The following is a 26585-nucleotide window of genomic DNA, read 5'->3' as shown; positions in this document are numbered from 1 at the left end:
GGAAGAGTCCATACCGGCAGAAACTCCAGCGGCCCCGCCCCACCGCCCTTTTTCCTGATGCACACCCCCGTGCGGCGCCGATGGATGTATCTGTCTCAGGATGGAGCCGGGCGGGTCGAGCTCATGTCTCGTCGACGCGCCTTTGGCTCATGCTCGGCCCTCGAGCGAAACGAAGACGGCGCGGGATCGTCCGATCTCGGCCCGCGGGCTTGCACGGAGGACGAATATCGATGGCGACCGCACGGCTGCGTCTCTTCCCGTATCCCGAGGAAGACCACGAGGAAGTCGAATCCCCGTCCATCCCCATCCGGCTCTGCGACCTGTATCCCCTGCTGGCCCAGGCTTATCGCGACAACTACGTCTGGCTTCGAGACTTCGAAAACGACGAGCTGCTCGTGAGCGGTGATCTTTACGAGGTCGTGCGCGCTTTCTCGAATTGCCGACCCTCCGCCTAAATCAGACCATCCACGGCTGCAAGACGCGTCCGCCCTCCTTCGACCTTGCCGACGCGCCGATGAGGCGCTAGGCTAGGTGGCAGATGATGCGGGCGCGTCGCCACTCCGCCACGGCCCGACCCCTTTCGATTCGCACCTCTCGAAGCGAGCCACATCGTATGGTCACCAACAAATCCAACACCGACGAGGCCTTCACGATCGAGCGACATGGCGACGTGACGGTGATCACGGCCACTCCGGCGCTGGAAAAGCTCTCGTTTCGGCTCGAGGAGCAGGCCGCCGAAATGATCCTCGACCCGATTAAGAAGCAGGACAACCCGCTGATCCTCTTCGACCTCAGCCGGGTCAACTATTTCGGGTCGATGTTCCTGGCCCTTCTGATCCGGACCTGGAAGCTGGCTTCGGCTCGGGGCGGGTCAATGGCCATCTCGGGCGTGACCGAGCGGACGCGCGAACTCCTTCGCGTCACTTCGCTCGACATCGTCTGGCCGATCTACGACACCCGAAACGAGGCGATCGAGGCTCTGATGCTCGACTGACCGCAGCCTCGACAGGCCGTTCCGGATGTCAAGCACGAAGGGCCGATGCGACGTCGCGTCGACTCTTCACGGCAGGCGTTGACAGTCTCCCCTGCGGCTCCCATGATGAACGATTCAGGCCGCTGATCCACCGAGAACTTGCCCAGACGCCGCCTTTCCGGGAGCCCCGCTGAAGATGGGAATCTACGACCGCGAGTATTATCGTGGCGAGAAAACCGGGCCCGGGTGGTTCAGCGGTCCAGCCCCCTGGTGCAAGACCCTCATCCTCATCAATGTGGTCGTCTTCCTAGCCCAGCGACTCCTCAATATCGACGACGGATTCGTCGTCGACTGGTTGGCTGCCACGCCGCGGGGGATCTTCCATCAGGGCCGGATCTGGGAGCTGTTGACGGCTACATTCCTCCACGATCAGCAGAAATTCCTGCACATCATCGTCAACATGGTGTTCCTCTGGATCGTGGGGCGGGAGATGGAGTCGCTCTACGGCGGGCGCGACTTCCTGGCCTTCTATCTGGCCGCGGCGATCGTCAGCACGTTCTGTTGGGCCCTGGTCCAGGAGTTCTCCCCCAATCCGTTGCCGATGATCGGAGCCTCTGGGGCGGTGTTGGCCGTCGTAACGCTCTACACGCTTTACTACCCCAAGCGAGAGATCCTGTTTTTCGGCTTCATTCCCATGCCGATGTGGCTGGTCCTGGCCATCTACCTCGTCTGGCCGATCCTGGCCGAGGGACGGGGAGGCGCGGGAGGCGTTGCCATCGAGTCGCACCTGGCGGGGGCGGGTTTCGCCTTCCTCTTCAAGCATTTTGATCTCCGATGGTCGCGACTGATCGAGGGACGGTTCGGCCGTCCCCGGCTGAAAGTCGTTGCACCTCCTCGCTATGAGGCGAGCCGTCCCCGGACCCCCGTCCCGACCCGAACCGCCAATGAGACGGTCGGCTCGATGACTCCCACCACCTCGGTACTGCCGGAGGACCAGCTCGACGCCAGGCTCGACGAGGTCCTCGCCAAGATCGCCCGAGAGGGAGGCAACGACCTCACCGACGATGAACGGAAGGTCCTCCAGGAGGCCAGCCGACGCGCCCGCGACCGGCGGAGCGACCGGCGTTGACGACTCCTTTCACGATCAGGGACGCCGTCCCCACTGATCTCGACGTGATCGTCGAGTTCAACCGCCGGCTCGCCTGGGAGACTGAGGACAAAGCGCTCGACCTTGCGATCCTTCGCGAGGGCGTCGACCGCGCGTTGGCGGAGTCCGATCGGCTTCGATACTGGGTTGCCGTCCGCGACGGCGGCGTCATCGGCCAGACGGCGGTCAGCCGCGAGTGGAGCGACTGGCGCAACGGCTGGCTCTGGTGGCTTCAGAGCGTCTACGTTGCGGCCGACGCCCGCGGCCTGGGCGTCTTCAAGGCTCTCTACGCCCGAATTCGCGAAGAGGCGATCGCGGCCGGTGACGTCATCGGAATCCGGCTCTACGTCGAGGACGAAAACCACCGAGCCCAGGACGCTTACAAGGCCCTGGGAATGGCTGACGCCGGATACTCCGTCCTCGAGGAACTCTGGCTGAACCCATCGAAGGCCGACGACACGCCTCAGGCTTGAGGCTGAGAAAGCTCCGCCCAACGCTCCAGAAGCGAAGCGGCCCGACCCGAATCGATCGCCTCGGCGGCACAGACGACAGCGTCGGCGAGCGGCGTTCCCTGCACCGTCCACAAGGCGGCGGCGGCGTTGGCCAGGATGTACGACCGGACCGGACCGTCTTCGCCGGCGAATGTCCGCCGAATCAGCGCGGCGCTCGCCGCCGGACCGTCGACCCCCAGTCCCCTCGCGTGGGTTTCGGGAAGCCCGAAATCAGCCGGAGTCCACGTCAGTTCGGAGATCGTACCTCCTTCGACGAGCAAGACCTCGGTCGGGCCAGTGAGCGTGACCTCATCCAGCCCGTCGACGCCCCGCACGACGACGGCGCGTTGGATGGAGGGAGTCCGGGCAAGAACCTCGGCCATTCGTCGGGCGTGCGACTCGCGGGGAACTCCCACGACCTGGAACGCAGGCGATGCCGGGTTGCACAACGGCCCGACCAGGTTGAAGACCGTCCGAAACGGCAACCTTCGTCGGATTGGAGCGACTCCTCGCAGACCCGGGTGGAACCGCGGAGCGAACAGGAAGGCGATCCCCAGGTCATCCAAAATCGAACGGAGTAATGCGGGCTCCGCCTCGACGGCGACGCCCAGCTCCGCCAGAACGTCCGAACTCCCGGACTTGCCGGACGCGGCGCGGTTGCCATGCTTGACGACAGGAACCGAGCAGGCCGCCACGACGACCGCCGCCGCCGTCGAGATATTCACGGTTCCGGCCCGGTCGCCGCCGGTGCCGCAGGTGTCGATCGCTCCCGATCGGCCTGAGTCGAACGAGATCATCCGCTCGCGGATCGCTTCGACCGCGCCGAGCAATTCTTCGCCGGTCTCGCCCTTGATATGAAGGGCCGTGAGGAAGGCGGCGGTCTCGACGTCTCCCGCCTGGCCGTCGAGCATCGCGGCGACGGCGTCGCGGACTTCCTCACGCCCCAGGTGCTTGTTCGAGGCCAGGCGTTCGACGGCCGTCGCGACCAATTCCATTGCGTGCATTCGTCAGGGAACCCGGAACATGTGGCGTTCGATCCGGCCGTTGGCGGGGCGGTCGATCTGGATGATGAGTGGGGATGCGTCCTCGTGGGCGAGGTACCGCGCCGCCTGCTCGGCGGACTGAATCGCCTGATCGTTGATGGAGGAAATCACATCGTCGACCTTGCAGAGCGAGGCGAACGGGCTGTCGGGGTCGACGGCGACCACCAGGGCTCCTCGGGTTGTGCGAGGAAGCCCGTGAGCGACGGCTGAATCGTCGTCGAGACTGATCAGATCGAGCCCAAGGGCGGGAGTGGGCGCTCCGTCGGGTTTTCCCCCGGTGCGGTTGGAGTCGTTGGGAGTGCGGAGCGTCCGTTCCCGTTCGGCCACCGTGACCTGGAGCTTGGTTTCCCGCGAATCGCGCCAGACCACAAGCTCGGCGGCCCGGCCGATCGGGGCCATCGAAACTGTGTTAATCAGGTGGTTCAGATCCTGGATCGGAACGCCGGCGAACTCAATAACGACGTCACCCTTGCGGACGCCGGCCTGCGCAGCCGGCGAATTCGGACTGACGCTCTGAATCAGTGCGCCTCGGGGGCGATCGAGCCCACGCTCGACGGCTTTCTCCTGCCGGAAGTCGGGGTCGAGTTCCACGCCCAGCCCACCGCGAGATACCCGGCCGTTCACGATCAGTTCGTTCATGATCCAACGCGCGAGGTTGATCGGGATGCTGAAGCCGACCCCCTCATTGCCGCCGTGGCTGCTGGCGATCGAGTTGTTCACGCCGATCACCTCGCCGAGCATGTTCACCAGGGGACCGCCTGAGTTTCCGGGATTGATCGCCGCGTCGGTCTGAAGGAAGTCCTGGTTCTCGACGTCCTGCAGTTCATCCATGTGGCGGCTGCGGGCGCTGATGATTCCCTGAGAGACCGAATGCGTCAGTCCGAACGGGCTGCCCAGGGCCAGAACCCAGCTCCCAATCTGAACCGTGTCGCTGTCGCCCAGGCGTGCGGCGGGAAGATCGTCTCGGTCGAGCTTGAGCACGGCCACGTCCGCCATGACGTCGCTCCAGATCTTCTCCGGCGCGAACGAACGACCGTCGTGGAGATAGACCCGCACCCGGTTGGGCCGTCCCCCTTCGATCACGTGGTGATTCGTCAGCACGAACAATCCCGGAGCCTTGTCGCTCCGGACGATCACCCCCGAGCCCGTCTCCTCGAATTTACGGACCCGTTGGCCTTCCTCTTGCCGCGTCGTCTTCTGGGTGACGATATGGACGACCGTCGGACGGACGGCCCGCGAAACCAGCTCGAACATCCGGTCGACGTGCTTGAACCGGTCGTACTCCCGGGCCAACTCGTCATAGGTCTTGGCGTCGTTCTCCTCCACTCGGCTGACCTTGTGGAGCTCCGCCCCGTCCCCACCGCGTGCGGGCGCCACCTGGGCAGACAAGACACCGCCGCCCCGACCGAGCTGAAAGCCGACTCCCAGGCCGACTGCCAGCGAGCCCGCAGCGAGCATCATCGAGGCCGACCGCATCTTCATAAACAGGCTCCAGGCCTAAAGATCGGCTGACGCGGCAGGTGTGCGAACGATCGCGCAAAAACGCCCGAAGGGGACCATCGCCCCTTCAATATACCTCTCCGACTCTCCTCAAGTCAAAAGCCGGCGCGTCGCCGACCCTATTCTTGACTTTTCCAATAGGCAAACTATTGATTGTCTGAAGACCTGGAGCGTGTCTGGTCGAATCCAGTTGTGATGAGTCACCTAGTTGACCCCCCAGGGGAGCGTGACGAGACATGAGCAAGGCACGATTCTGGATGGGAACCTGGGTGGTCAGCCTGTTGTTCACAGGCTCAGCGAAGTCTGGTGAGCATCGACCGAACGTCGTGCTGATCGTGGCCGACGACCTTGGCTGGGGGGATGTCGGATTCAACGGGCGGAAGGAGTGGTCCACGCCTCATCTCGATCGACTCGCCGCCCAGGGGTTGAAACTCGATCGATGCTACGCCGCTGCCCCAATCTGCGCTCCGAGCCGGGGAGCTTTCCTGACGGGCAAGTCGCCAATCCACTCCGGAGTCGCCAGGAACAGCGACGACCTCCCCTCGGCTCAAACCACGATCGCCGAGGCGTTGAAGCCGGTCGGCTACGCAACGGGCGTCTTCGGCAAGTGGCATCACGGCCGACCACCCGCAGGCGAACGCGACTATGTGCATCCTCTCGATCAGGGGTTCGATGCGTTCTTCGGCTATACCGACGCGACGGCCGCCTGGGAGAAATTCCCCAAGCAGCTCTGGGATGGCCGCCGTCGCGTTCCCGTCGCGGGGTACGCCGACGACCTCTTCACGGACCGCGCTCTCGATTTCCTGGATCGTCGTCGTGAGGAGCCGTTCTTCCTCTACCTCGCCTATATCGCTCCCCATTTCACGGTCGCCGCCCCTGCTGAAGAGGTTGAGAAGCACCGTGGACGGGTGCCGGAGCCGACGCCGGGCCAGGAGTTCGGTTCCCACTATGCCGCGATGGTGACCCGACTTGATACGAACGTGGGGCGGGTCCTCGATCGGCTCGACGCCCTGGGACTCCGCGAGGAGACGCTGATCGTCTTCACGAGCGATAACGGAGCCACCTTCGAAGCGGGGAACGTCGGGGCGAGTGCAGCGCTCGACAGCAACGGGCCTTTCCGCGGTCAAAAACGGACCCTGTGGGAAGGGGGCCTCCGGGTGCCGACCGTCGTGCGATGGCCGGGGCGAATCGCCGCGGGGAGCGCCTCCAACGAGGTTTTCGGACTCATCGACCTCCTGCCGACCTTCGCGGCGGCGGCGGGGGCGACCGTTCCGCCTTCATGGCATGTGGACGGCCTGGACGTGCTACCGGTCTGGCTCGGGAAGGGCTCTCTGCCGCCTCGAGCACTCTTCTGGAAGTGGCGTGACGAGGGCTCAGATCAGATCGCGGCGATGCAGGGCGACCTGAAGCTCGTCGTCACGCGCGGCGGCAAGCCCGAACTCTACGATGTGGCTCACGACCCAGGTGAACGACGGGACGTTTCGGCCCAGCACCCGGAATACGTCGAGGCTCTCAAGTCCAGCCTCGACGCCTGGCTGCCCACGGCCGGCACCGGAGCGAAGTGATCATAAGGCGGGAGTGCTCAACCGATCGGCGCGATTCAGAAGCATCGAGATTCAACGAGGGAGGCGAACGTGGTCGGAACTCGTATTCGGTGGGCGTTGGGATTCCTCGTCGTGACGGCAGCATGGGCCGAGGCCGGCGAGGACGGCCTGGTCTCCGGGGATCTAGCAAAGCTCCAGGGGAAGTGGGAGACTCAGGCGGGCGCTTCACGCGAGTTGCGCGTGACCCTTGAGTTCACGGGGAAACAGGCGCACGTCGTCATCCACACGCCTCAGGGCTTGAAGATCAAGGCGCGAGGGGAAATTAGAATCGACGAGTCCACATCGCCGAAGCGAGTGGACTGGGTGGGCTTCTCGGCTGGCGACTTTCAGGCGATCCCCGAGATTCAGGGGGTCTATAAGCTGGAAGGTGAAGCTCTCATCCTCTGCAACGGGGGCTTCAACGGGGCGCGCCCTGTCGACTTTGCGCCTGGGGACGGCCCCCTGGCCGACGTCGTCGCCTTTCGTCGATCCGAGCCTCCCCGAGTCGCCGATTCGAACAGGCCGTAAGTCCGATTCGCGGGGTTTCCAAGCATGCCCGAGATCGCGGCGATCATCCTCGCCGGCGGCCAGAGTCGACGCATGGGGAGGTCGAAGGCCGACCTTCCGATGGGGAGCGAATCACTTCTGCAACGCGCGGTGCGACTGCTCTCGCCCGTAACATCGCCGGTCATCATCTCGGCCGCTCCCGATCAGATCGTGCCGAACCTCCCGGCCGATGTCGTCATCTCGCGAGACACCGAGGCCGGGTGGGGACCGCTTCACGGATTCGTCACGGGGCTCCGGGCCGTCCCAAAGAGGACGGAACTGGCTTACCTTAGCGCTGTCGACGCACCTTTCTTTTCGCCAGCGTGGCTGGAGTTGCTGGCATCGAGGATCGGCGATCAAGAAGCGGTCGCCGGGATCGTCGACGGCCGTCCCAGCCCCATCGCGGCGCTCTACCGCTGCTCTCCCGTGAGGGCGGCGGCCGAGGAATTGCTCGCCGCAGGCACCCGACGGCTCTCGGCGGTTCTCTCCGCGGTGCGATGCAAACTTATCCCTGAACACGAGTTGCGACACGTAGACCCAACGCTCTCGACGATTCTGAACCTCAATACGCCGGGGGAGTACCATCAGGCCTGTCAACGGTTGGAAACCGGTCTCGCGAATCCCTCAAAACGCGAATGATTTTGTTGGGAGGCGTCACAAGGCGACTGTATAATCAGGGATGGTTGGGAACTGGAAGTTTTCGCGACGTCGATCCTCGTAGGACCTTATCGCCGACTCCCCTGCCCCGCCGCCCCGGGCCTCCATCCGGCCCCTTTCGCCTCGGCCCAGAAAGTCAAATGCGGGCCGCTTTACGACCAGGCTCAGGAGATTGCAAGTTGGGCAAGAAATTGTACGTCGGGAACCTCGCCTACGGGGTCACCAGTGCTGAGCTGGAGCAGATGTTCTCCCAGTTCGGGACGGTCCAGAGCGCCCAGGTGATCACGGACCGCGAGACCGGTCGCAGCAAGGGATTCGGCTTCGTCGAGATGGACACGGACGCCGAAGCTCAGGATGCGATCCGGGCACTGCACGACCAGGAGAACGGCGGCCGGCGTCTCACGGTGAACGAGGCTCGTCCTCGTGAGCCCCGACCCGGTGGCGGCGGCGGCGGCTACGGTGGCGGCGGCGGCTACGGCGGCGGCGGCTCCCGTGGCGGCGGCGGCGGCTACGGTGGCGGCGGCGGCGGCTACGGTGGCGGCGGCTACGGCGGCGGCCGTGGCGGTCGCGACCGCTATTGATCGCCCTCCGTTCAGCGCTCGCTCGAATTATCGCGTTTGATCCAGGGTCGACCTCGCGACTCCCCTGAGCCAAAAGCAAAGCAGGCCGCCGAGAGATACCAATCTCTCGGCGGCCTGCGTCGTTTCCATCAATCGCTCTTCAAACGGCCCGCGCCGTGGTCGCCGTCTCAGCGGGCGGAGTCGCTGAAGTCCATCTCGAAGTCGCTGAGATTGATCGGGGCTTCGGCTTCGTCATCGGCCGGCTTGGAGAAGACCTTGGCCCACCGGTGGGAATCGGTCTCCAGCCCGCGGCCCCCCTGCCCTAGCCGCTCGTTCTCGCGCTGGCAATCAATGCAGCTGTTCGTATAGGGAAGAGCGTTCAGACGAGGCTCGGAAATCTTACCGCCGCAGAACTCGCAACGACCGTAGACCCCGGCGGCGATCCGCTGCAGGGCGTGCTCGATCTGGCCTAGTTCGCGACTCTCGATTTCTACTAGCCGGGAGCTGATCTCGTCGTTGGCCGAGTCGACCGCCGCGTCGACGTTATCGCCCACGCCGCCCGTCTCGGAGAATTTACGAAAACCGTCGAGGTCCCCGGAGAGGGCCTTGCGGAGAGCGTCCCGTCGTGCGACCAACCGAGAGGTCAAGCGAAGCAGAGCGTCTTTACGGGCCATCTTACACCTCCTGGTGTATTTCTTCGATCTCACCGAGACTCGGCTGCCGCGGTTCGGACTCCGCATCACCGACGAGTATCAGCGAACGTATGATACGGTTCGAATTGGATGTCGACCCAAGGATAGCTCATTCACGCGGCCCCGGTCGTTCGGAACGGGGGATTCCCCACGGGTTCAGTCGTTCCGACCCATCCTCAGCCTCCCAGCGATCGACTACTAGCACATAGTGCGCCGCCGGCAAGGGGGAGGGATCGAAGACTCGACCAAACCGATGTTGGGAGTTCTACGCCGCGATCCTCGAAAGGTTTGACGAATTTTCTAGGATTTTGTTCCAACCTTCTCGGTCCGCGCCTGCGGCCATCTTGAATCGCCTGCGGCGTTTCATTCCCGGATGGGCCGACCCCTTCGATCGTGGGGGGATGCTCGACGATCAGAGGCGGAAGGATGAGGAGGCGGGAAAGCGTCGCTATTTTGGAGCCAGATCCCCGAAAATCAACAAAAAAATCGCCTGCTCAACGATTTATTCATCGAGAATGGAGGGTTTCTCCCGACGGAACGGGCACCATTTCCTACCGAGCCAGAAAGAAATCAGACACCACGCGCGGAGTCTGACTCCCTGGACGACGCTCGAAATTGACGTAACGCGTCTGCCGGGTCTCCTGGAAGATCCACTGGAGAGTAATCCGTCCCTTGGTGGCGACGACGACCTGATTCGTCGGTTCCCCGCCCACGATGGCCTTGACTTCCGCGGGGGTTTTGCCTTGCAGGCTGGCGTCGGGCGTTCCGGTCGGCGCCGCGGCGACCTCGGCGACGGCCGGGGAATCTTTCTCCCACCCGTCTCCGACTCGACGATAGCCCCGGAGCTTGTACGCCTCGGTGACCGGTCCCGATCCCGGCGCGATCTTCCAGGCCCGATCGAGGAGCCGTCGGGCGGAGTCGGCGTCGTTCAGCAGCGACTCATAGAGCGATGCGAGTGCAACGGGCCCTTCCGCGTCGGTGGGACTGAGTCGATCTCGGCGGACCTTGAGCCAATCGCGGTAGAATTCGAGCGCCGGTCCTTGGTCTTTGGCCTGCTTCTGCAGGAGAGACGCGACGCTGCGAGCTTCGGCCAAACTCAGCGAGGCCAGAGTCTCTCGGGCCCGCGTCTGGGCCTGATCGACCAGCTTCGCCGCCAGCAACGGCCTCTCGGGCACCAACTTCTCGGCATCGTCCACAGCCTTGAGCGCGCCCTGGAGATCCATGGCGACCCGCGACTCCAGCACCTTCTGTACGATGTCGGCCCAAAGTCGGCGGTCGAGGGCCGATCGGACCCCCGCGGGGGCGGAACGGTAGGCCGTGGCCGGGTCCTGCTCGTACTGCTCCCCCCAGGCGCCAAGGCCCGTTTCGCCGCCGGCGGGAGGGGTCGCGGACGACGGGAAAAACCGTTCGACCTCCTCCTTGAGCGAGTCCAGGTCGGGCGGACTCTTCGCAGCCGCCAGCATGGCGCGAAACGCTCGATGAGCGAGGGCCGATGGATCGGGCTCGGCGACGCCCTTCTTCCGCCCTTCTTTCGCCAGCGACAGCCATTCCTGAGGAGGGTCGACGAGGCGTTTGGCGTTGGATTCAATCCGATAGCCTTCCGCCTCGATCTCCTTCGCCCGCGCGGCCAGAGCGTTGTCGGCAAAATCCCGGGCTCGCCTCGCCGCCCACTCCGCCAGCTTCAGGCGCGAAGTGTAATCGCGTGCCGAGAGCGAGGCCACGCTCTTGTCGAGACGTTCGAGGTCAGCCGGTTGCAGGCTGAGCGACGTCACATCGACGAAAAGCTGCGTACCTTCTCTGACCAATCGCCCCTGTACGACGACCGCCGGATTTCCCGGCTGCGAGTCGGGACGCAACGGTGGGGGGAGACGGAAGACCACGGGCGTGCGACGGAGATACAACTCGTCGAAGCCGACGCGCGGGTGGTTCTGAAAGAACCGGACGCGGTCGTCCACGTTGACGAGCTTGCCCACCAGATCCTCGCGACGCGCCAGGTCGGCGGGCTCGACGGCTGTGGCCGACTCCTGCCAGGCTCTGGCCGCGGGAAGGCCGGAGGTCAGAACAAAGATGGTCAGGACGAGGCTGAAGCGTCTCATCGTTGGCCTCCGATCTCAGGAGCGGCTCCGCCACCGACGGCTTCGGGCCATCCCAGCGATTCCAAAGCCTCGTGAAACTGGACGAACAGCCCGCTCTTGGGCTCCAACGAAACGATCCACTCGTCTTTTGATGCGTCGTACTGAAAGCCGGCCAGGCGGGCCCCGAAGACGACGTGGTCGCCGACTTTGGGTTTGGCCAGGTCGAACAACTCGAATCCCTTGAAGTCGATCCTCGCCGTGGTCGCCGGGCGAAGGCCGCCGGCTCGAAAGTTGGCGGCCTGCTCGGTGGGAAGGACAATATAGTCGATCTCGTAACGGTTCTTCGGCCCGTCCGGAGTCGAGCTGATGTGGGCGTCGAACAGAACGCCCCTCCCTTTGTACCGGGAGAAAACAGGAGCCCAGGCCTCGGGCGTTTTGAGATGGGCGTCGTTGAGCATTTCCTCCAGGCCGATCGGAGATAAGTTGACGTAGAGTTCAGCCTCATCGGCGGCCTGACGGATCCGATCGGCGCCCTCGACCTGGCCGCCGAGGGAATCGACGGCGAGCCGGGCCGGAGCCAGGAGTTGGTACGCGCGGTCGAATTCGCCGGCCTGGAGTGCGGGGATCCCTTCGACGCGACCCAACTCGGCGAGTTGGGGATACTCCTGTCGGAGGTTCCGCCGAACGCGAAGAGCCACGGTCGCCAGAACGAGCAAACCGACGACCCCGAAAATCCAGAGTGGGTGCCAGCCCTCGCGACGGCGGCCGCGCGACTGGACCTCGATCATTGCTGGTTCGGGAATGGGACGGCTCGGTTTACGCGAGGGCTCCGCACGGGGTCGGGCCTCGGGCTGACGAGGCTCCGGTTGCCGCGTTGGGGTCGACTCCGCCGGGGAGGGCGAAGGCTTGACGTCCTCTTCCCAGGGGATCTCCACGTCTTGTCGCGGTTTCGGGGCGTCGGCGATCTCAATGGTCGCTTCGCCAGGGTCGTGGAGCTCGACCGGGCCTTCCTCGACGACCCGCGACGATTCCAGGGGATCGACGCTTCGCCGACCCGAAGGGGATGCGAGCCTGGGGCCTGGGTCCGGCAGCGGGCTGATCGGCAGGACGAAGACCCCCTCGCCGCACGCCGGGCACCTGAGCGCTTGATAGCCTGCCGTCCGTTGGCCCCGGACACGATGGCCCAACGGACAGACGACGTTGTAGTACTGAACAGCGGCTTCGCTCGGAGCCGCAAGGCCCTTGATCAAGTTCTTCGCGCGGCCGAAGAGCCCCAAGACCCACCTCTCCCCGCCCGCTCGCGCTTCGACCGCACGGCGGCCATAACGACGGCGTCGAAATCAGGACGAACGTCGGACAGACGTCTTCGTGATTATGGAGGCCGGCGTCCGCCAGGTCAACGTTCCCAGCGCGCACGAAGCCGCGGCCTCGGGATGAGGCCGCGGCTCCTATGAGTGAGGAGGTCCCGATTCCGCGAATCGCGTTACCGGTGATCGATGGAGAAGTTGCGGGTCTCCCATGCTCAGCCCACAAACCGAGGAAGCCCCAAACAGTTGCTCGCCGGCTCACGCCGATGGGCGATCAGGTAACGAAACGGCTTCGAGGAGGTCCTCGGTCCTGTCACCCTGCGCCACCTCGTCAGGCCCCCTGCGAAGCCTTTCCATGCTCACCGTCTCCAAAGGCGAGCCCGATGGTCACCACCTCGTAGAAGACGTCCGGACATTGCTCGTGAAAACAGAGACGAACGAGGTGATCGCCTTCGCTCGTTGGGGTCGCATCGAGAACTTCCGCCCGGACGCAGCCGTCGTAGGCGGGACTTCCGAGCCGCAGCCAAACGTCGTCGCCGACGGCGAAGGGGACGTTCGTCAGAATCAGTGAGCCGCCCCGGCTCAGGTTGACGACGCGCGCGGCGATCGTGACGAAGTCGCGCGCCGACGCCCAACCGCCGACCCAGATTCTGTAGTCGACCGCAGGCAGCCGGGGATGGAGCCGGCGTTCCAGAGAGATGTGGGGTCCCCCGGTCCGTCGAGGACGTGACGAGACCCCTTCCTCGGTCGACCTTTTCAGTTCACGCATGCCTACCTCCCGATTCGCGCCGGAGCGTCGCAGGCGACACATGACGTCGCCTTCTATCGCAACGCTAGGCCGCTTAGCGGAGGGTGCAGGCTGCGTCGCCGGAATTCAACGCGCGCAGGGATTTGGCAACGCGCTCAGACTCGGAGCACTTCCATGGCCGACCTCTGATCGCGGTCGATTCCGAAGAGGCGGTCGAGGTTGGAGGTGCGGAAGACTTGCTGGAGGACGGGAGAAAGCTCGCAGAGCCGGAGTTTGCCGTGCGAGCCGTCGACCCGGCGTTGCAGCAGGATGAGCTTGCTCAGAAGGGTGCTGGAGATGAGGCCGACTTCACTGAAGTCAAGCACCAGACGGATCGGCTTGCCGTCGTTGGGGAGTTTGGCGGCGATCTGGTCGGCGACTTCGCGAACGGTCCGTTCGTCGAACAGTTGGCGGTCGTGAAAGCGGACGACCTTGACCCCGTCGACCTCCGACATGCTGATCCGGTCTGCTGGGGGCATGTTTGCTGATCCTGCTTTATTTTATCATTCGGTTTCGGGTGTCGACCGCCTGCGGCGGAGGCGGCTGAGGGGATCGGAGCCGGCCGGCCGGGTCGTGGGGGCGGAGGCGACTTCCGCCGCCTTGGCGTCCGTCGTCGGCTCGCCTCGGGCGATGGCGGCGAGACCGGCCTCTCGGTCTGCGACGAACTCGAACAACCGGTCAAGGTTGCTGGCCCGAAAGACCTCAGCGACCGTCGGATCGACCTGGCAGAAGACCACTCGGCCACCATTCTGCCTGGCGGTTCGTTGCAGTGCCACGAAATTCCCGAGCGCCGACGAGCCTGCGAACCCTACACCCGACAGGTCGATCAACACGAACGGGCGTCGATTCGCCTTGAGATGTCGATCATAATGTTCGCGCAGTTCAAGCGTGGGAGCCGGATCAAGCCGGAGGCAGTCCCAGAATTCGGCCAGCAAGATCCCGTCGACGTCGTGGACCTGGACGGAAGGCTTCAGCATCGTTCACCTGGGCCGGGCGGACCATTCGGATCGGTTCGGGGTTTATCTTAGCATCGGGTCCAACCCGCCACCAGGCGCGAGTCCCCCGGGCCTGTGCGTGTAGGCCCGAGTCCGAGAAAGGGGATCCGCTGTGCGGGTCCAAGTCGAAAATCCAGGTCGTGCGATTCCGGACGACCGGCGGGCGTACGAGCCGCGTGGAACGTCCTGCTTCACCCTGGTCACCGAGCAACAGGCCCCTTCCTCACGGAGCCGCTCGCCCGCTGATCTCCACGCCTAGCCGGCCGATCGGGGGACGCATTGAAGCGGGTCTATTATTCTAGACGTTAAAAGGCCCGCACAGCGGACCCAAAGAGGCAGTGGGAGCTCGGGGGGAGCAATCCCCCGGGGCGACCCGGCCCGATTTACCGCGCGTCGATCCCCGAACCGTAAGTGTACGGCCAGGACGAGGCATCGAGTCGCGCGAGCCGAAACGGTCCATCCTACCTGGGTTGCCACGAAATCTAGCAGCGACCCCTTTCCCACCCCCTTTCCCACCCCTTTCCCACCCTGGACCCCTTTCCCACCCTGCGACCCCTTTCCCACCCGCCTTTCCCACCCGCTTTCCCACCCGCATATGTCGAAAGCTGGTGCATGGCTCGTGATGCCTCGCAACTCTTACCGTCGGTCGACAATTTGCACCACATTAACGAACGTCGTTCGGATGCTTGGAGAGGATGTCCTTCACGAAATCCCTGACGCGTGAAAACGCGGCGCGATCGGCGGGCGGGTAAGATGGGTCTTCGCTCAGGCTCGTCCAAAAGTCCAACGTAGCCGGGGTCGCCGGATCAAAGATGCGTTGGGTCGTGAGGAAGGCGAGGAGTTGCCTCCGGAGGTTTCGTAGAGCGACATCGGCGTCCGAGGCCGGCGGCCCCCCCGTCGCTTGGGACAAGAACGTACGGAGAGATTTCAACCCGGCTGGATCGCCTATCGACATTAAGGCAATGGCGGCGTTTTGCCATCCCTCTCGCCCTTCTGACACGATCCCGGCCAGTTCGGACGTCAATGAGGCCTCATCTTGACGCTTGACCGTCAAAAGCACCAGGAAGAGTTCGTCGGAGTGGATGGACGAAGCCGTCAGGCGATCCCTCAGATAGCCGGTCCGGATTCGCCCCCGTGCGGCAAGCCCGAGTTCGCTGACCAAGATGCCTTGTTGGCCGGAGGCGGATCGGTCCCGCGTGTAATTGGCGGCACGCCAGACGGCCAGGTCGTCATCCACCCAAGGGAGGCGCTCCGCGACGGGAAGCCGGAGCCTCTGGCGCATCGCCACGAGATTGGACTTGAGTTTGGAAGCTGCGGGTCGATCCGCATCGAGCATCGATTCCAACTTCTTGAGGTCCTCTTCGTCTCCGAAGAAACGCAGTAGGACAGTGGCATCCTCAAGGGCGGCATTCCTTGGCGCGATCCTCGCCATGGCCTCGAGGCCGAGCCGGCGGCCGAGCTTCGGCGGCGCGTAAGTGGCGGCGACGAGAGCCAGGCGTTCGTCGAGGTTACGGCGGGTGAGGCAACGTTCGAGGACCCTCGCGGCCCCCTCATCATCGACCATGGCGACCAGGACTGCGAACGCCAACTCTCGGCGAGACATGTTGCTAGCTCGGCTTGGCACTGCCTCGATCTGCTCAGACAAATAATTCAGGGAGGCGGGCCCGTACCGCTTGGCCAACGCTTCGGCCTCCGACCGGTAGCGGTCTAGGCCCAGGACGACCATCGGCGTCGGGTTGGGATTCATCATGGACCGATGGACGGTCGGCGGGGGCCCCAACCGAGTCAGGGCAGACTCGAAATCAGCCGCCAGTCCGTCGACCGATTGGGCCTCAGCCCCAAAAGGTGAGCCGAGGGCGGCCGCCGCCAACCCCAAGAGCAATACCCGGGCGAGCCCGCACAAGGTTTCACGACGAACCGTCATGGCTCACTTGCTCCACCAGGGGAGACTCAAAAGGACTCAAAAGGGGACTCAAAAGGGGTCACTCTTGGGGACTCAAAAGGGGTCGCTCTTAGGGGACTCAAAAGGGGTCACTCTTAGGGGACTCAAAAGGGGTCGCTCTTAGGGGACTCAAAAGGGGGGGACTCAAAAGGGGTCGCTCTTAAATTCGCCGGAAAGGGGGGACTCAAAAGGGGACTCAAAAGGGACTCAAAAGGGGACTCAAAAGGGGTCGCTCTTAAAGGGGACTCAAAAGGGGGACTCAAAAGGGGTCGCTCTTAAATTCGCCGGCGGTCTGGGCAAATTCGGATGCGTTCACCCCGCCCCGCATCAGGTTCGTCCACGATGTCCGGGCGGGAAGGACGAGGACAGGTGGGACGGACCGGGACATCACTGCTCCTCGCGGGACGGTGACAGCGGACCGACGGCGGACGGGGACAGAGGAGGCGGCGGACGGGGGCATCAATGCTGCTCGACGGTTCTTGGCGAAGATGGGGTATTCTGTCGCCTCGGGAATTCGTCCTTGAAGTGATGTCAACGCCCCAGACCGAGCGTGCCGGTTGAGGAGAGGTGTCGAAAGTCGGGATATCCGGGATATCTCGTCTGCAACGGATCGAGAGCTCCTCACTCGTAAAAACCGGAAGAATTCCCGTTTCAACGACGAGTTTCCACCCCCCACTCTACTTGATGGACGACGCCTCTTTGACAATTCGCCTTCCGAACTCGAAACCCGCGGCGACGACGGGGCGTCTGGCCTGAATTCGGCCGAACGAACCCGCCGCCATGCGGCGAGGAACCGACTCCAACACGTTTCGACAGGAGATGTTGCGTCGACATCGACCTATTCGCGCGGCGTGCGAGCGAACCCGACCGAAGCTGACGCGTCGGTGCTGATCATCGTCCAGGTCACCAGCGCCCGATCGGCACCGTGCGTCGGGAATTGCGGCCTTCCCCTTCGTGAGCCGCCATGCAATTGAAACCGGCGGTGGGACGTGACGTTCGATTGTGGAAAACGATCGAACGAACCCACCGCGCAAAACCGGCGGTCGCTCCGCAACCTACTATTCACACGGGAATTCCATCGATCGGGCTTGCTCGCGGTCTCGTGCGAACGGAGCCATTTCGGAGCCGACCCGCGTCCCCGCCGCACGCCGCGGGAGGGCCGGGACTCCTGGTCGCGGTCCGCCGAGGCCTTCGGCGAAGGAATCCGGAGAACCCTTGCAACCGAACGGCGGCCTGAAGGTGTTGGTGAATTGGACTTTGGCCCCCGATCTCGTCCGCCGATGACCGATCATGGGAGCGCCCGTGGGCCGCGCCTCCTCTCGCACGGGCTCGCCAACGGAGTACAATGCAAGGCGTCAGCCCGGACGCGACGAGGTCCGCCGACTCGAAATGGAGTCGAGCCTTCCGGCCAGCCTCACAACCAGGCGTCGCAACCTTCTCGGAGCCGCCGCGATGCGTTCGATGAGATTCCACCGGTTCTGCCTGGCCGTCCTGTACGCCGCGGCCGTCCCCGCCGTTCGCGCCCAGAGCTACGACTGGCTCGACTCGGCCCTTCCCGAGCGTTCGTTCGACTTCGGAACGGTCGCCCGAGGATCTCAACTTCGCCACGCTTTCCCCGTCGTCAATCGGACGGACCGAGAAATCCGGATCCTGGAGTGGCGGACCAAGTGCGGCTGCACCGACGTCAAGGTCGGCGCGAAGTCAATTCCTCCCGGCACTCAGACGACCGTTGAAGTCACCGTCGACACGACGCGGTTTCTTGGGCACAAGCCGTCCGGCCTGACCCTGATCTTTGAAAGCCCTTCGTACGTCCAGGTGGACCTTAACACCGCCTGTTACATCCGGGGCGACATCACCGTCAGTCCCGGTCAGGTCGATTTCGGCATCGTCCGCCGCTCGGGGACCCCTCCCACGTCCACACTGACGCTGACGTATGCCGGCGGGCAGCCCGACTGGGCCGTGACGGCGATCGAAACGGAAACAGACCGGATCGAGGCGAGGCTCCAGGATGCAGGCAGGACGGTCGAGGGCTATGCCGCCTACTCGCTGACGACGACCCTCAAGGCGAACGCCCCCACCGGGTATTTCAAGGACGGGATCACTCTGATCACCAGCAGAAACGAGAGGATCCCGGTCTCCGTCGTCGCCAACATCCAGAGCGCCGTGGCTCTCACTCCCTCGATCATCAACTTCGGCCAGGTGAAGCCCGGGGAAAGCGTCTCCAAGACGGTCCTGGTCCGGTCCGATCGACCTTTTTCCATCACGAGCCTGGCGACCACGAGGGACGACCTCCAGTCCGACGACCAGACCAAGGGAGCCCAGGCGGTCCATCAGGTCAAGCTGACGTTCAAGGCCCCCGAATCCCCCGGCGCATTCCACTCGCTGATGAAGGTCAAGACCGACATCCCCGACGAGCCGGAGGCCGTCCTCAAGGCCTTCGCGACCGTCAGCCAATGAGTTCCCAGCCGCTCGCGCTGGCCGTCGCCGACGTCAGCTGGTTCACGACCGAAAACCTGTTCCGCGAGCTGAACGACCCGGCGATCTCGACCCTTGCCCTTCGCTGCATGGACTACCGCAACGGTTGGCGCAAGGGGATTCGCCCCTGGTCGGCGTCCTGTCGCAGGCGTCAGATTGGTGAGCAGTTGTGGGCGAAGGACGTTCTGCTCCCTCCCGGCTGGATGAAGCGGTTCCCCCAGTTGGGGATGCGGCCGATCTCACGCGCGATCCAGCGATTCTGGAACATCCGCCCGGAAGCCCGTCGCGGGCTGGTCGTGACGTACCCTCATTACCGTCATCTGGTCGACCTGGCCCGACCCGAGGCGACCCTTTACTACAACATGGATGACTACGCCCTCTACTGGCCGGGATGGGCGGAGCCGCTTCGACGACTGGAACACGACCTGATTGAGCGGTCGGCGGCGACCGTCTGCGTGGCGCGTGCTCAGGCCGAGGCGTTTCGGCGTGCGGTTCCCTCCGCCGCCTCTCGGATCCACCACATCCCCCACGGAACGCCCGCCGCGTTCCTGGCGAGCGGCCCCCTGCACCGGCCAGGCCCGGCCCCGGCCGACGTCGCCGCACTCCCTCGCCCGCTGCTAGGCTACGTCGGCTCGCTGGAGGATCGGCTCGACTGGCCGTTGCTTGAGGAACTCGCCGCAACCTTCCCTCAGGCGTCGATCGTGATCATCGGCCGGCCGCCGGGTCCGGGAGTCGAGCCCTGGCGTGAAGTCTGCCGACGCGTCATCGAACTCCCGAACGTTCATGTGATAGGATGGCGGCGGCAGGACGAGCTGCCGGCCTACTATCAGTCGTTCGATGTCAACCTGATCCCCTACCTCGTCGACCACCCGTTCAATCTGGCGTGTTCGCCGACGAAGATCATGGACGGCATGGGAGCGACGCGGCCGATGGTCTCGACGGCCTTGCCCGAATGCCTTCTTTACCCCCACCTGTTCGACGTGGCCGAATCCGACCAGGCGTTCATCGCGGCGGTCGGCCGGATCCTCGCGGCCGACTCGGACGACGGCCGAGCCGCCTTGCGCCGCGAGCACGCCGCGGCGAACACCTGCGCGAAGGTGGCCGCCAGAGTCGTCGCCGCGATGGGCTGATGCGTTCGTCAAGAGATCGGTATGCGTCGGAACGAGGTGGCGTCGAACGGGCTACGTCGCTAGAGTCGTTTCCGAGATTCGCGTCGACGACTCGCCGCCGGCGGGAACGACCACGCCCGAAGGAGGACCTCGATGAGCTTTGGTTTGCGCGTGCGCCTATCGATTATGATGTTCCTGCAATACTTCGTCTGGGGCATCTGGCTCCCGATGCTGGCGCAGCACCTCGGGCCGAACGACCTTAAGCTCGACGGTGGTCAGATCGGCTGGATCTTCAGCGTGTATGGGTTCGGCTCGATCCTCGGCCCGCTGATTATGGGGCAACTCGCCGACCGCTATTTCGCCACCGAGCGTGTGCTGGCGTTCGCGCATTTCACCGGCGGCCTCTTATTGATCGCCGCGGCGTACGCTCAAAGCTTCTGGCCGATCTTCCTGCTGCTTCTGGCGTACTGCAATCTGTACATGCCGACGATGGCCCTGACGAACTCGCTCTCATTTAGGAGCCTCGGCGAAGCCAACCAGTCGTATTTCCCCTCGATCCGCGTCTGGGGGACCGTGGGCTGGATTGCGGCGGGCCTCTTCTTCGCCGCCTACATGGACTACAAGGAACTCGGCTTCTACCGCTCGATCTTCGAATTGATCGGCCTGGCCGGTCCGTTCGAGTCCTTCCTGGGCTGGTGGCGGGCGTCCGTCGTCCCGGCTCTGGAATCGCTCTTCGCGATCCCCTTCGTCGGTCTGCCGAGCTTCAAGGACTGCCTCCGGGTGGCCGGTTTCTTCTCCCTCCTGTACGGCCTTTACTGCCTGACGCTGCCGCACACTCCCCCGACCCCGGCCAAGGAGTCCGACCCGATCGACAAGAAGTCGGCCTTGCTGGAGTCGCTGGAGCTGATGAGGTTTCGTTCGTTCGCCGTTCTGATCGTCGTCGCGGCGTTGATCGGAATCATGCTGGCGTTCTACTTCGCCTGCGAGAACTTCTTCCTGGAGGCGATCCAGGTGAAGGCCGAGCAGGTCGGCGCTTTCATGACGATCTCGCAGTTCGCCGAGGCGGTCGTCGTCCTCTTCATCCCCTGGTCGGTCGCCAACCTCGGATTCAAGAAGACGATGCTGATCGGCATGACGGCCTGGGCGGCTCGTTTCGGGCTCTCAGCGGTCGGCCAGCCGAAGTGGCTGATGATCAGCACGCTCATGCTCCACGGCTTCGCGTTCGGGTTCTTCTTCATCGTCGCCCAGATGTTCGTGGACAAGTCGGCCAGCCGCGACATCAAGGCGTCCGCCCAGTCGCTGTTGATCTTCGTGATCTACGGGCTCGGCACGGTGGCCGGCAGCGCCATCGCGGGCTACACGCTCGACCACTTCAAGACCGGCGCCGGTGCGACCGCCGCCGATCACAACTGGCAAGGCATCTGGATGGGTCCGTTCCTGCTGACCCTCGTCTGCATGGGGATTTTCGCCTTGCTGTTCCGCGAGGAGCAGATCGGCGAGATCCGCGAGGACGGCGAGGCGTTGCCGGAATCGACGGCGGCCGTTCATTGAGCGACGGTTCGCTGCATCGTGAGGTCAAGGCGGCGGGGGTCCTCCCCGCCGCTTCGATTTCGAAGGCGTCGCTCGCGCAGTCGGTGATGCGGTAAGCTGAAGGCAGGAACGGATTCGATACGTCCCGGCCTGGGAGGCGGTCTATCGTGCGGCGAGCCATGCTCTTCACCGCGGTGATTCTCGGCCTGGTCTCGTCGCTTCGGGCGCAGGAGCCCGAACTCGACGAGACCCGGCGACATTTAAACGCGATGCAGCAGCGGCTGGACGACCCGACGATCGACCTCGGCGTCCGAACCGACCTGGCCCTGGAGACCGCCGCGACGCTCGATCGCTCCGCCAGGGCTGAGCCGAAGCTCGACGACAAGGTGACACGGTGGAACGCCGCCGTCGGCCTTCTCGACGAATTCGGCAAGCACAACGCGGAGCTACCCCGCAAGCGTGAGCTCGGCCTCCAGTCGGCCGTCTACCGCTGGGCCACGGCTCGCGCCTGGCACGATCACCACGCCCTCTTCCCGGCCGACTCGCGGGCCGTCGCCGAGGAAACCGCCGCGCTCGATGATGCGATCGCGAGGCTTCGGCTGATCGTCGGCGGCGATCCGGGGAGGCTCACAGACAACATCCGGTTCCGGCTGGCCTGGGCCCTGACCGATCGGGCCGCTCTGGAGCCGCTCGATTCGCCGACGGCCCGTCTTCGCCGCGATGAGGCTCTCGACCTCCTGAAAAAGCCGCCAGGCGAACCCTCTTTGGCCGGCTTTCACGCCTTGCTGACGGCGGAATTGCTGCGGAAGGAGGGCAATCTCGACGATGCGGCGGTGCAAGTCGCCGCGGCGGCCAAGGCTGCGACCCCTCCGCCGGACGCCGAGATTCTCGACGTCTTGATCCCAATCCTTCTCGTCCGCCGAGGCTTCACCGAAGCCCGAAAGGCGGCCGACGCCATGACGATCAGCGACCCGGAAAAGGACCTCTGGCGGCTGCGCATCGATCTGGCGGAATGGAAGGACGCTTCCGGCGATGCGGCACAGGCCAGGCGTCGAGAACTTGTGGGCGACCTCTTGAATCAGGTTCAGTCCCTCCGGAACGCTCACGCGGCCGAGTTGCGGCTGGCCCTCTCTGAGTTGGCCGCCGGAGCGACGTTTGACGAGGCCCCGGTTGAACTGTGGGACGCCGTCGCTGAAGGCCACGAGATCAGGGGGGACTCGGTGAAGGCCGCCGAGATGAGCGAACGAGCCGCCGCGCGTGCCGATGCACTCGGTCGACGCGATCAGGCCGCCTCCTCCCGACTTCGCGCCGGCGGCTTCCTCTTCCAGGCTGGAAAATACACGAACGCCGACGCCGTCCTGGAAAAAGTCGTCTCCGACCGCGAGGCCGGGCCGGCGCGCGCCAGGGCGGGGCTGCTGCAAGCCCTTGCGCGAGCACGGGCGTCCGCGGCTGGCGGCTCCACCGATTCCTATGAACATGCGTTGGAACGGCAACTCCGCGAGTTCCCCGACGACCCCACCGCGATCGAGGCCCGTTGGCTTCTGGGCGTTCTGGAACAGTCGAAAGGACGCACCGACCGCGCACTGGAGCTCTGGAAAAGCGTGCCGCTCGGATCGTCCCGTTGGATCCAGGCGCGCACGGCCGCGAGCGAGGCGTCTCGGCACGCACTGGAAGATCGGGTGGCCGCGGAGGAACGGGAAGGGCTCGATTCAGCCTTCTCCCGAGCTGAGGCGTTCATCGAGGAGAGCATCGACCTCGCCCGTCCCCGCCCCGAATCTGACCGCGCTGAGCTTCTCATTGCGCAATCTCGCTTGAATCTTGTACCGATCGTCGGGAAGCCGGCGACAGCTCGCGACGCGACCGATCGTTGCCTGACGATGAATCTCACAGCGTCCCAGCGCTATCGAGCGCGTCTGGCCCGAATGATCGCCATGGCGGCCCAGGGCCGCTACGTCGAGGCCGAGCGCGAGGCCCAGCAACATCCGCACTGGGTCGACCCATCCGACCGCGCCGGTCTCCTGGACGCGGTCCGCCAGATCGACCTCAACGCGGCGGCCTCGGAAACCGACCTGCCTCAGAGGAGGTTCGGCCAGGTGGCCCGGATGCTGATCCAACCGCTCCTCCAGGACCCCTCTCTGGCTGACGATCTTCGGAACGAGCTGACCTTCCGCCTGGCTCGCGCCATGCTCTTCCAGGGCGATGCACAGGCTGCACAAACGACGCTTCAGAACTGGTCGCCGACCACGAATCGAGTCGACGATCGGTTTCTCAAGGATCTGGCCGACGCCTACTTCCGGCTGGAGGCCAATGAGCTGGCGATCGACGTCGAACGATTGCGGATCAAGAAACTCGCCGCGGGCTCGCCGCCGTGGTTCGACGCCCGATACGGGCTGGCCCTGGCGTATTACCGGCTTGGTCGACGGAAAGACGCTCAGCAACTCATCGAGGGAACGGCAATCCTGCACCCCGAACTGGGGGGCGGCCGGATCCGGGAGAAGTTCATCCGACTCCGTCAACGCCTCGGCTCGACCCAGTAAGACCGAACGCCGCACGCAGGGCCGTCGCGATCTCGTCGATGCCCCGTCTCCCCTCGTCGAAGAACGGGTAACGCCGAAGGAAGCCGTGGATCATGCCCAGGTATCGGGAAAGAGTCGTCGGCGTCCCGGCCGCTGATAGACGCCGCGCGTAGGCTTCGGCCTCATCGCGAAGAACGTCATACCCAGCCGAGATCACCAACGCCGGCGCCAGACCGGAAACGTCGGCGGCTTCCAGCGGGGCGAGATACGGGTTGTTGCGGTCGTTCACATTCGGCGCGTACTGGTCCCAGAACCAGATCATCTCGCCACGTGTGAGATGGTGTGCATCGGCGAAGAGCCGGTAAGACTCGTTCTCCGGATCGAAACCCACGACGGGGTAGGCCAGGACCTGGAGGGCGGGAGCACGACCGCCCTGGTCACGTGCCATGAGCGCGACGACGGCAGCGAGATTGCCGCCGGCACTGTCGCCGCAGACCGCGACTCGCGACGGATCGCCGCCGATCTCTCCCGCGTGCTCGGCGAACCAGGCGAAGGCGGCATGAGCGTCCTCGGCCGCGGCGGGGAACGTATGCTCGGGAGCCAGTCGATAGGCCACCGAAACGACGACCGCGCCCGAGGCGTTCGACAAGGCCCGGCAGAGTCCCTCGTGCGAAGCAAGGTCACCCAGAACCCAACCGCCGCCGTGATAATAAACGACCACCGGCAGCGGCTCCGAGCCCGCATCGATCGGCGTCACGATGCGGACGGGGATCTCACCCGCCGGCCCAGGAATCTGGCGATCCTCGACGCAAGCGACGCGCGGCGGACGACCCAGAAACCGGGTGGAGACCTCCATCTGGGCTCGCGCCTGGGCAACGGTCAACTGATCGGTCGTCGGCAGGCCGGCGGAGGCCAGGCGGTCGAGAAACGCCCGGGCCTGGGGGTCAATCGGCCCGGTCGGCAGAGGGTCAAGCATGATCGGTGGATGCGGGGTGGTGAAGTCGGTAGGTCTTGTAGCCGCCTCCGAGATTGTACGCCTCAAACCCGGCGTTCCGCAGGATCAATCCGGCCATGTATCCGCGCATGCCGACCTGACAATGGACCACGATCGGCCGATTACGAGGAATCTCGCTCAATCGCTCGCGGATCTCGTCGATGGGAATATTCACCGCGCCAGGGATCGCCCCCGCGGCGAACTCCTTGGGCGTCCGTACGTCGATCAAGGCTGCGCGAGAGGATAGGTCCGTATCCCAATCCTCGACGTGGACCTGCTTGTCGAGGCCGTCCGCCACGTTGGACGCGACGAAGCCGGCCATGTTTACCGGGTCCTTCGCCGAGCCGAACTGCGGTGCGTAGGCCAGTTCGACCTCCGCCAGATCCCGAACCGTCATCCTGGCCTGAAGAGCAGTCGCCAGCACATTCGCCCGATCGGCCACGCCCTCAGTCCCAACAACCTGCGCTCCCAGCAGCGTGCCGGTTTCCGGGCTGGCCAGGAGCTTGATCGACAGCGGTTTCGCCCTCGGGTAATAGCCTGCGTGGTGGTTCCCGTGGACGTACACCTTGTAGTACGGTACGCCGTCGCGTTTCAACGATCTCTCGGTCTGACCGGTTGCGGCGAGCACATGCTCGAAGAAGCCGACGATCGCAGTCGCCTGCGTTCCTCGGAACTCGCTGCGTCGGCCGAAGACGTTGTCGGCCGCAATCCGCCCCTGACGGTTCGCGGGGCCGGCGAGCGGGACCTGCGTTGGCCTGCCAGTGGGGAACTCTCGGGTTTCCACGGCGTCGCCGACCGCGAAGATCGATGGATCGCTCGTCCGCATCGAGGCGTCCACCTTGATCCCGCCGCGAGGGCCAACCTCCAGACCGGCCTGAACGGCGAGCACATTTTCAGGCCTCACCCCAACTCCCAGCACAACCAGGTCCGCCTCCAGAGCACCTCCCGACTTCAATCGAAGCGTCAGACCATCGGGCGTCTTCTGGATCGCCTCGACAGAATCCTGAAGCAAGAGCGTCGCGCCGTGGGAGCGAAGGGCCTCGGCGAGGGGAGTCGTCATCTCGCGATCGACCACGGGGACCACCTGGTCCTGAAGCTCAACGACCGTCGTGCGCAGCCCTTTGCGCAGGAAGTTCTCGGCGAGTTCAACACCGATGAAACCAGCCCCCACGACCACGGCATGTCCGGCTCCTCCGTCCACGACCGCTTTGATCCGATCCACATCCTCCAGGTTGCGCAGCGTGAAGACCCCCGGTGCGTCGACGCCTTCGATCGGCGGCTTCCAGGGTGCAGCCCCGGGAGCCAGGATCAGAGCGTCGTAAGTCTCGTTGTACTCGGTGGCGTCGGCAAGATTTCTCACCCGAACCAGCTTCTGCGTGCGATCAATCGCAACGACCTCGGAGCGGGTACGCACGTCGATCCGGTATCCCTGGCGGAGCAGGCCTGGCTTCGTGACGAGCAGTTTCTCGCGATCCTGGATCTCACCGCCGACGTAATAGGGTAGGCCGCAATTTGCGAACGAGACATCCGGGCCGCGCTCGAACATGACGATCTGAGCCGACTCGGAAAGGCGTCGAGCCCTGGTCGCCGCTGACGCTCCACCGGCGACACCACCCACGATAACCAGCTTCATCGCTGTTCCTCCTTGCGTCCCGGGCCCACC

The 26585-nt window shown here is 64.6% G+C and carries 23 protein-coding genes; 12 read left to right on the top strand and 11 right to left on the bottom strand.

The genetic code is table 11. The features are described from left to right. The first annotated feature begins 230 nt into the window (after positions 1 to 230). From G5C50_RS19955 to G5C50_RS19940, 4 genes are all read left to right on the top strand, one after another. Positions 231 to 455, top strand: coding sequence for a hypothetical protein (locus tag G5C50_RS19955; RefSeq protein WP_165072206.1), 225 nt, complete (start codon positions 231 to 233; stop codon positions 453 to 455). A 158-nt stretch (positions 456 to 613) separates the two neighbouring features. Next, positions 614 to 994, top strand: a complete 381-nt coding sequence (locus G5C50_RS19950) for an STAS domain-containing protein (RefSeq protein ID WP_240907278.1) — start codon at positions 614 to 616, stop codon at positions 992 to 994. Positions 995 to 1169: 175 nt separating this feature from the next. Then, positions 1170 to 2102, top strand: coding sequence for a rhomboid family intramembrane serine protease (locus tag G5C50_RS19945; protein ID WP_165072202.1), 933 nt, complete (start codon positions 1170 to 1172; stop codon positions 2100 to 2102). Continuing rightward, the gene (locus G5C50_RS19940; RefSeq protein ID WP_165072200.1) at positions 2099 to 2593 is read left to right on the top strand and encodes a GNAT family N-acetyltransferase; all 495 of its coding nucleotides are present in this window, start codon (positions 2099 to 2101) and stop codon (positions 2591 to 2593) included. The genes G5C50_RS19945 and G5C50_RS19940 overlap by 4 nt, the downstream gene beginning before the upstream one ends. On the opposite strand, the gene trpD is transcribed toward G5C50_RS19940, so the two are convergent. Both trpD and G5C50_RS19930 read right to left on the bottom strand, forming a co-directional pair. Continuing rightward, positions 2584 to 3606 carry an anthranilate phosphoribosyltransferase gene (trpD, locus tag G5C50_RS19935; protein ID WP_165072198.1) on the bottom strand — a complete coding sequence of 341 codons (1023 nt, stop codon included), beginning with the start codon at positions 3604 to 3606 and terminating at the stop codon, positions 2584 to 2586. The two genes, G5C50_RS19940 and trpD, sit on opposite strands and share 10 nt — an antisense overlap. A 12-nt stretch (positions 3607 to 3618) precedes the next feature. Continuing rightward, positions 3619 to 5136, bottom strand: a complete 1518-nt coding sequence (locus tag G5C50_RS19930) for a trypsin-like peptidase domain-containing protein (RefSeq protein WP_165072196.1) — start codon at positions 5134 to 5136, stop codon at positions 3619 to 3621. Positions 5137 to 5390: 254 nt separating this feature from the next. Between G5C50_RS19930 and G5C50_RS19925 the strand changes: the two genes are divergently transcribed. From G5C50_RS19925 to G5C50_RS19910, 4 genes are all read left to right on the top strand, one after another. After that, complete coding sequence (locus tag G5C50_RS19925) at positions 5391 to 6719, top strand: sulfatase-like hydrolase/transferase (RefSeq protein ID WP_165072194.1); 1329 nt, start codon at positions 5391 to 5393, stop codon at positions 6717 to 6719. Between the two features lie 111 nt (positions 6720 to 6830). Continuing rightward, positions 6831 to 7265, top strand: a complete 435-nt coding sequence (locus G5C50_RS19920) for a TIGR03067 domain-containing protein (RefSeq protein WP_165072192.1) — start codon at positions 6831 to 6833, stop codon at positions 7263 to 7265. 24 nt (positions 7266 to 7289) lie between these two features. After that, complete coding sequence (gene mobA / locus G5C50_RS19915; protein ID WP_165072190.1) at positions 7290 to 7922, top strand: molybdenum cofactor guanylyltransferase; 633 nt, start codon at positions 7290 to 7292, stop codon at positions 7920 to 7922. 197 nt (positions 7923 to 8119) lie between these two features. Beyond that, positions 8120 to 8521: an RNA recognition motif domain-containing protein gene (locus tag G5C50_RS19910; protein ID WP_220369762.1), complete on the top strand. Its 402-nt coding sequence runs from the start codon at positions 8120 to 8122 to the stop codon at positions 8519 to 8521. A gap of 167 nt (positions 8522 to 8688) precedes the next feature. Here G5C50_RS19910 and G5C50_RS19905 read toward each other — a convergent pair whose 3' ends face one another. The 7 genes from G5C50_RS19905 to G5C50_RS19875 form a co-directional block, all read right to left on the bottom strand. Further along, complete coding sequence (locus G5C50_RS19905) at positions 8689 to 9174, bottom strand: TraR/DksA family transcriptional regulator (RefSeq protein ID WP_165072186.1); 486 nt, start codon at positions 9172 to 9174, stop codon at positions 8689 to 8691. Positions 9175 to 9743: 569 nt separating this feature from the next. Beyond that, positions 9744 to 11288, bottom strand: coding sequence for a hypothetical protein (locus G5C50_RS19900; protein WP_165072184.1), 1545 nt, complete (start codon positions 11286 to 11288; stop codon positions 9744 to 9746). Then, complete coding sequence (locus G5C50_RS19895) at positions 11285 to 12544, bottom strand: hypothetical protein (protein WP_165072182.1); 1260 nt, start codon at positions 12542 to 12544, stop codon at positions 11285 to 11287. Before G5C50_RS19895 ends, G5C50_RS19900 begins: the two co-directional genes overlap by 4 nt. 361 nt (positions 12545 to 12905) lie before the next feature. Next, on the bottom strand, positions 12906 to 13343 hold the full coding sequence (locus G5C50_RS19890) for a PilZ domain-containing protein (RefSeq protein ID WP_165072180.1): 438 nt from the start codon (positions 13341 to 13343) through the stop codon (positions 12906 to 12908). A gap of 134 nt (positions 13344 to 13477) precedes the next feature. Further along, the gene (locus tag G5C50_RS19885) at positions 13478 to 13840 is read right to left on the bottom strand and encodes an STAS domain-containing protein (RefSeq protein WP_165072178.1); all 363 of its coding nucleotides are present in this window, start codon (positions 13838 to 13840) and stop codon (positions 13478 to 13480) included. A 24-nt stretch (positions 13841 to 13864) separates the two neighbouring features. Further along, a complete protein-coding gene (locus G5C50_RS19880) occupies positions 13865 to 14338 on the bottom strand; it encodes an STAS domain-containing protein (RefSeq protein WP_165072176.1) in 474 nt (157 codons plus the stop codon). Between the two features lie 682 nt (positions 14339 to 15020). After that, a complete protein-coding gene (locus tag G5C50_RS19875) occupies positions 15021 to 16037 on the bottom strand; it encodes a hypothetical protein (RefSeq protein ID WP_165072174.1) in 1017 nt (338 codons plus the stop codon). Positions 16038 to 17750: 1713 nt separating this feature from the next. Between G5C50_RS19875 and G5C50_RS19870 the strand changes: the two genes are divergently transcribed. The 4 genes from G5C50_RS19870 to G5C50_RS19855 all read left to right on the top strand — a co-directional run bounded on the left by G5C50_RS19870 (position 17751) and on the right by G5C50_RS19855 (position 23949). Then, on the top strand, positions 17751 to 18755 hold the full coding sequence (locus G5C50_RS19870) for a DUF1573 domain-containing protein (protein WP_165072172.1): 1005 nt from the start codon (positions 17751 to 17753) through the stop codon (positions 18753 to 18755). Then, positions 18752 to 19903, top strand: a complete 1152-nt coding sequence (locus G5C50_RS19865; RefSeq protein WP_165072171.1) for a glycosyltransferase — start codon at positions 18752 to 18754, stop codon at positions 19901 to 19903. The genes G5C50_RS19870 and G5C50_RS19865 overlap by 4 nt, the downstream gene beginning before the upstream one ends. A gap of 132 nt (positions 19904 to 20035) precedes the next feature. Further along, on the top strand, positions 20036 to 21433 hold the full coding sequence (locus G5C50_RS19860) for an MFS transporter (RefSeq protein WP_165072169.1): 1398 nt from the start codon (positions 20036 to 20038) through the stop codon (positions 21431 to 21433). Between the two features lie 146 nt (positions 21434 to 21579). Next, positions 21580 to 23949 (top strand): tetratricopeptide repeat protein, encoded by a 2370-nt coding sequence (locus G5C50_RS19855; RefSeq protein ID WP_165072167.1) that lies wholly within the window; start codon positions 21580 to 21582, stop codon positions 23947 to 23949. Here G5C50_RS19855 and G5C50_RS19850 read toward each other — a convergent pair. Both G5C50_RS19850 and G5C50_RS19845 read right to left on the bottom strand, forming a co-directional pair. Beyond that, entirely contained in the window at positions 23912 to 24904 is a 993-nt protein-coding gene (locus G5C50_RS19850) for an alpha/beta hydrolase (protein WP_165072165.1), read from the bottom strand. The genes G5C50_RS19855 and G5C50_RS19850 overlap by 38 nt on opposite strands. Continuing rightward, positions 24897 to 26555: an FAD-dependent oxidoreductase gene (locus G5C50_RS19845; protein ID WP_165072164.1), complete on the bottom strand. Its 1659-nt coding sequence runs from the start codon at positions 26553 to 26555 to the stop codon at positions 24897 to 24899. The genes G5C50_RS19850 and G5C50_RS19845 overlap by 8 nt, the downstream gene beginning before the upstream one ends. Positions 26556 to 26585 lie beyond the last annotated feature (30 nt).

This window comes from Paludisphaera rhizosphaerae (assembly GCF_011065895.1).
Taxonomy (GTDB): Bacteria; Planctomycetota; Planctomycetia; order Isosphaerales; family Isosphaeraceae; genus Paludisphaera; species Paludisphaera rhizosphaerae.
This window is presented reverse-complemented; position numbering and strand designations above follow the sequence as displayed.

Bases quoted from the DNA above. Each gene is read 5' to 3' on its own strand.
- G5C50_RS19955 (WP_165072206.1), top strand. From the start codon at position 231: ATGGCGACCGCACGGCTGCGTCTCTTCCCGTATCCCGAGGAAGACCAC.
- G5C50_RS19950 (WP_240907278.1), top strand. From the start codon at position 614: ATGGTCACCAACAAATCCAACACCGACGAGGCCTTCACGATCGAGCGA.
- G5C50_RS19945 (WP_165072202.1), top strand. From the start codon at position 1,170: ATGGGAATCTACGACCGCGAGTATTATCGTGGCGAGAAAACCGGGCCC.
- trpD (WP_165072198.1), bottom strand. From the start codon at position 3,606: ATGGAATTGGTCGCGACGGCCGTCGAACGCCTGGCCTCGAACAAGCAC.
- G5C50_RS19930 (WP_165072196.1), bottom strand. From the start codon at position 5,136: ATGAAGATGCGGTCGGCCTCGATGATGCTCGCTGCGGGCTCGCTGGCA.
- G5C50_RS19925 (WP_165072194.1), top strand. From the start codon at position 5,391: ATGAGCAAGGCACGATTCTGGATGGGAACCTGGGTGGTCAGCCTGTTG.
- mobA (WP_165072190.1), top strand. From the start codon at position 7,290: ATGCCCGAGATCGCGGCGATCATCCTCGCCGGCGGCCAGAGTCGACGC.
- G5C50_RS19905 (WP_165072186.1), bottom strand. From the start codon at position 9,174: ATGGCCCGTAAAGACGCTCTGCTTCGCTTGACCTCTCGGTTGGTCGCA.
- G5C50_RS19900 (WP_165072184.1), bottom strand. From the start codon at position 11,288: ATGAGACGCTTCAGCCTCGTCCTGACCATCTTTGTTCTGACCTCCGGC.
- G5C50_RS19890 (WP_165072180.1), bottom strand. From the start codon at position 13,343: ATGCGTGAACTGAAAAGGTCGACCGAGGAAGGGGTCTCGTCACGTCCT.
- G5C50_RS19885 (WP_165072178.1), bottom strand. From the start codon at position 13,840: ATGCCCCCAGCAGACCGGATCAGCATGTCGGAGGTCGACGGGGTCAAG.
- G5C50_RS19880 (WP_165072176.1), bottom strand. From the start codon at position 14,338: ATGCTGAAGCCTTCCGTCCAGGTCCACGACGTCGACGGGATCTTGCTG.
- G5C50_RS19870 (WP_165072172.1), top strand. From the start codon at position 17,751: ATGCGTTCGATGAGATTCCACCGGTTCTGCCTGGCCGTCCTGTACGCC.
- G5C50_RS19865 (WP_165072171.1), top strand. From the start codon at position 18,752: ATGAGTTCCCAGCCGCTCGCGCTGGCCGTCGCCGACGTCAGCTGGTTC.
- G5C50_RS19860 (WP_165072169.1), top strand. From the start codon at position 20,036: ATGAGCTTTGGTTTGCGCGTGCGCCTATCGATTATGATGTTCCTGCAA.
- G5C50_RS19850 (WP_165072165.1), bottom strand. From the start codon at position 24,904: ATGCTTGACCCTCTGCCGACCGGGCCGATTGACCCCCAGGCCCGGGCG.
- G5C50_RS19845 (WP_165072164.1), bottom strand. From the start codon at position 26,555: ATGAAGCTGGTTATCGTGGGTGGTGTCGCCGGTGGAGCGTCAGCGGCG.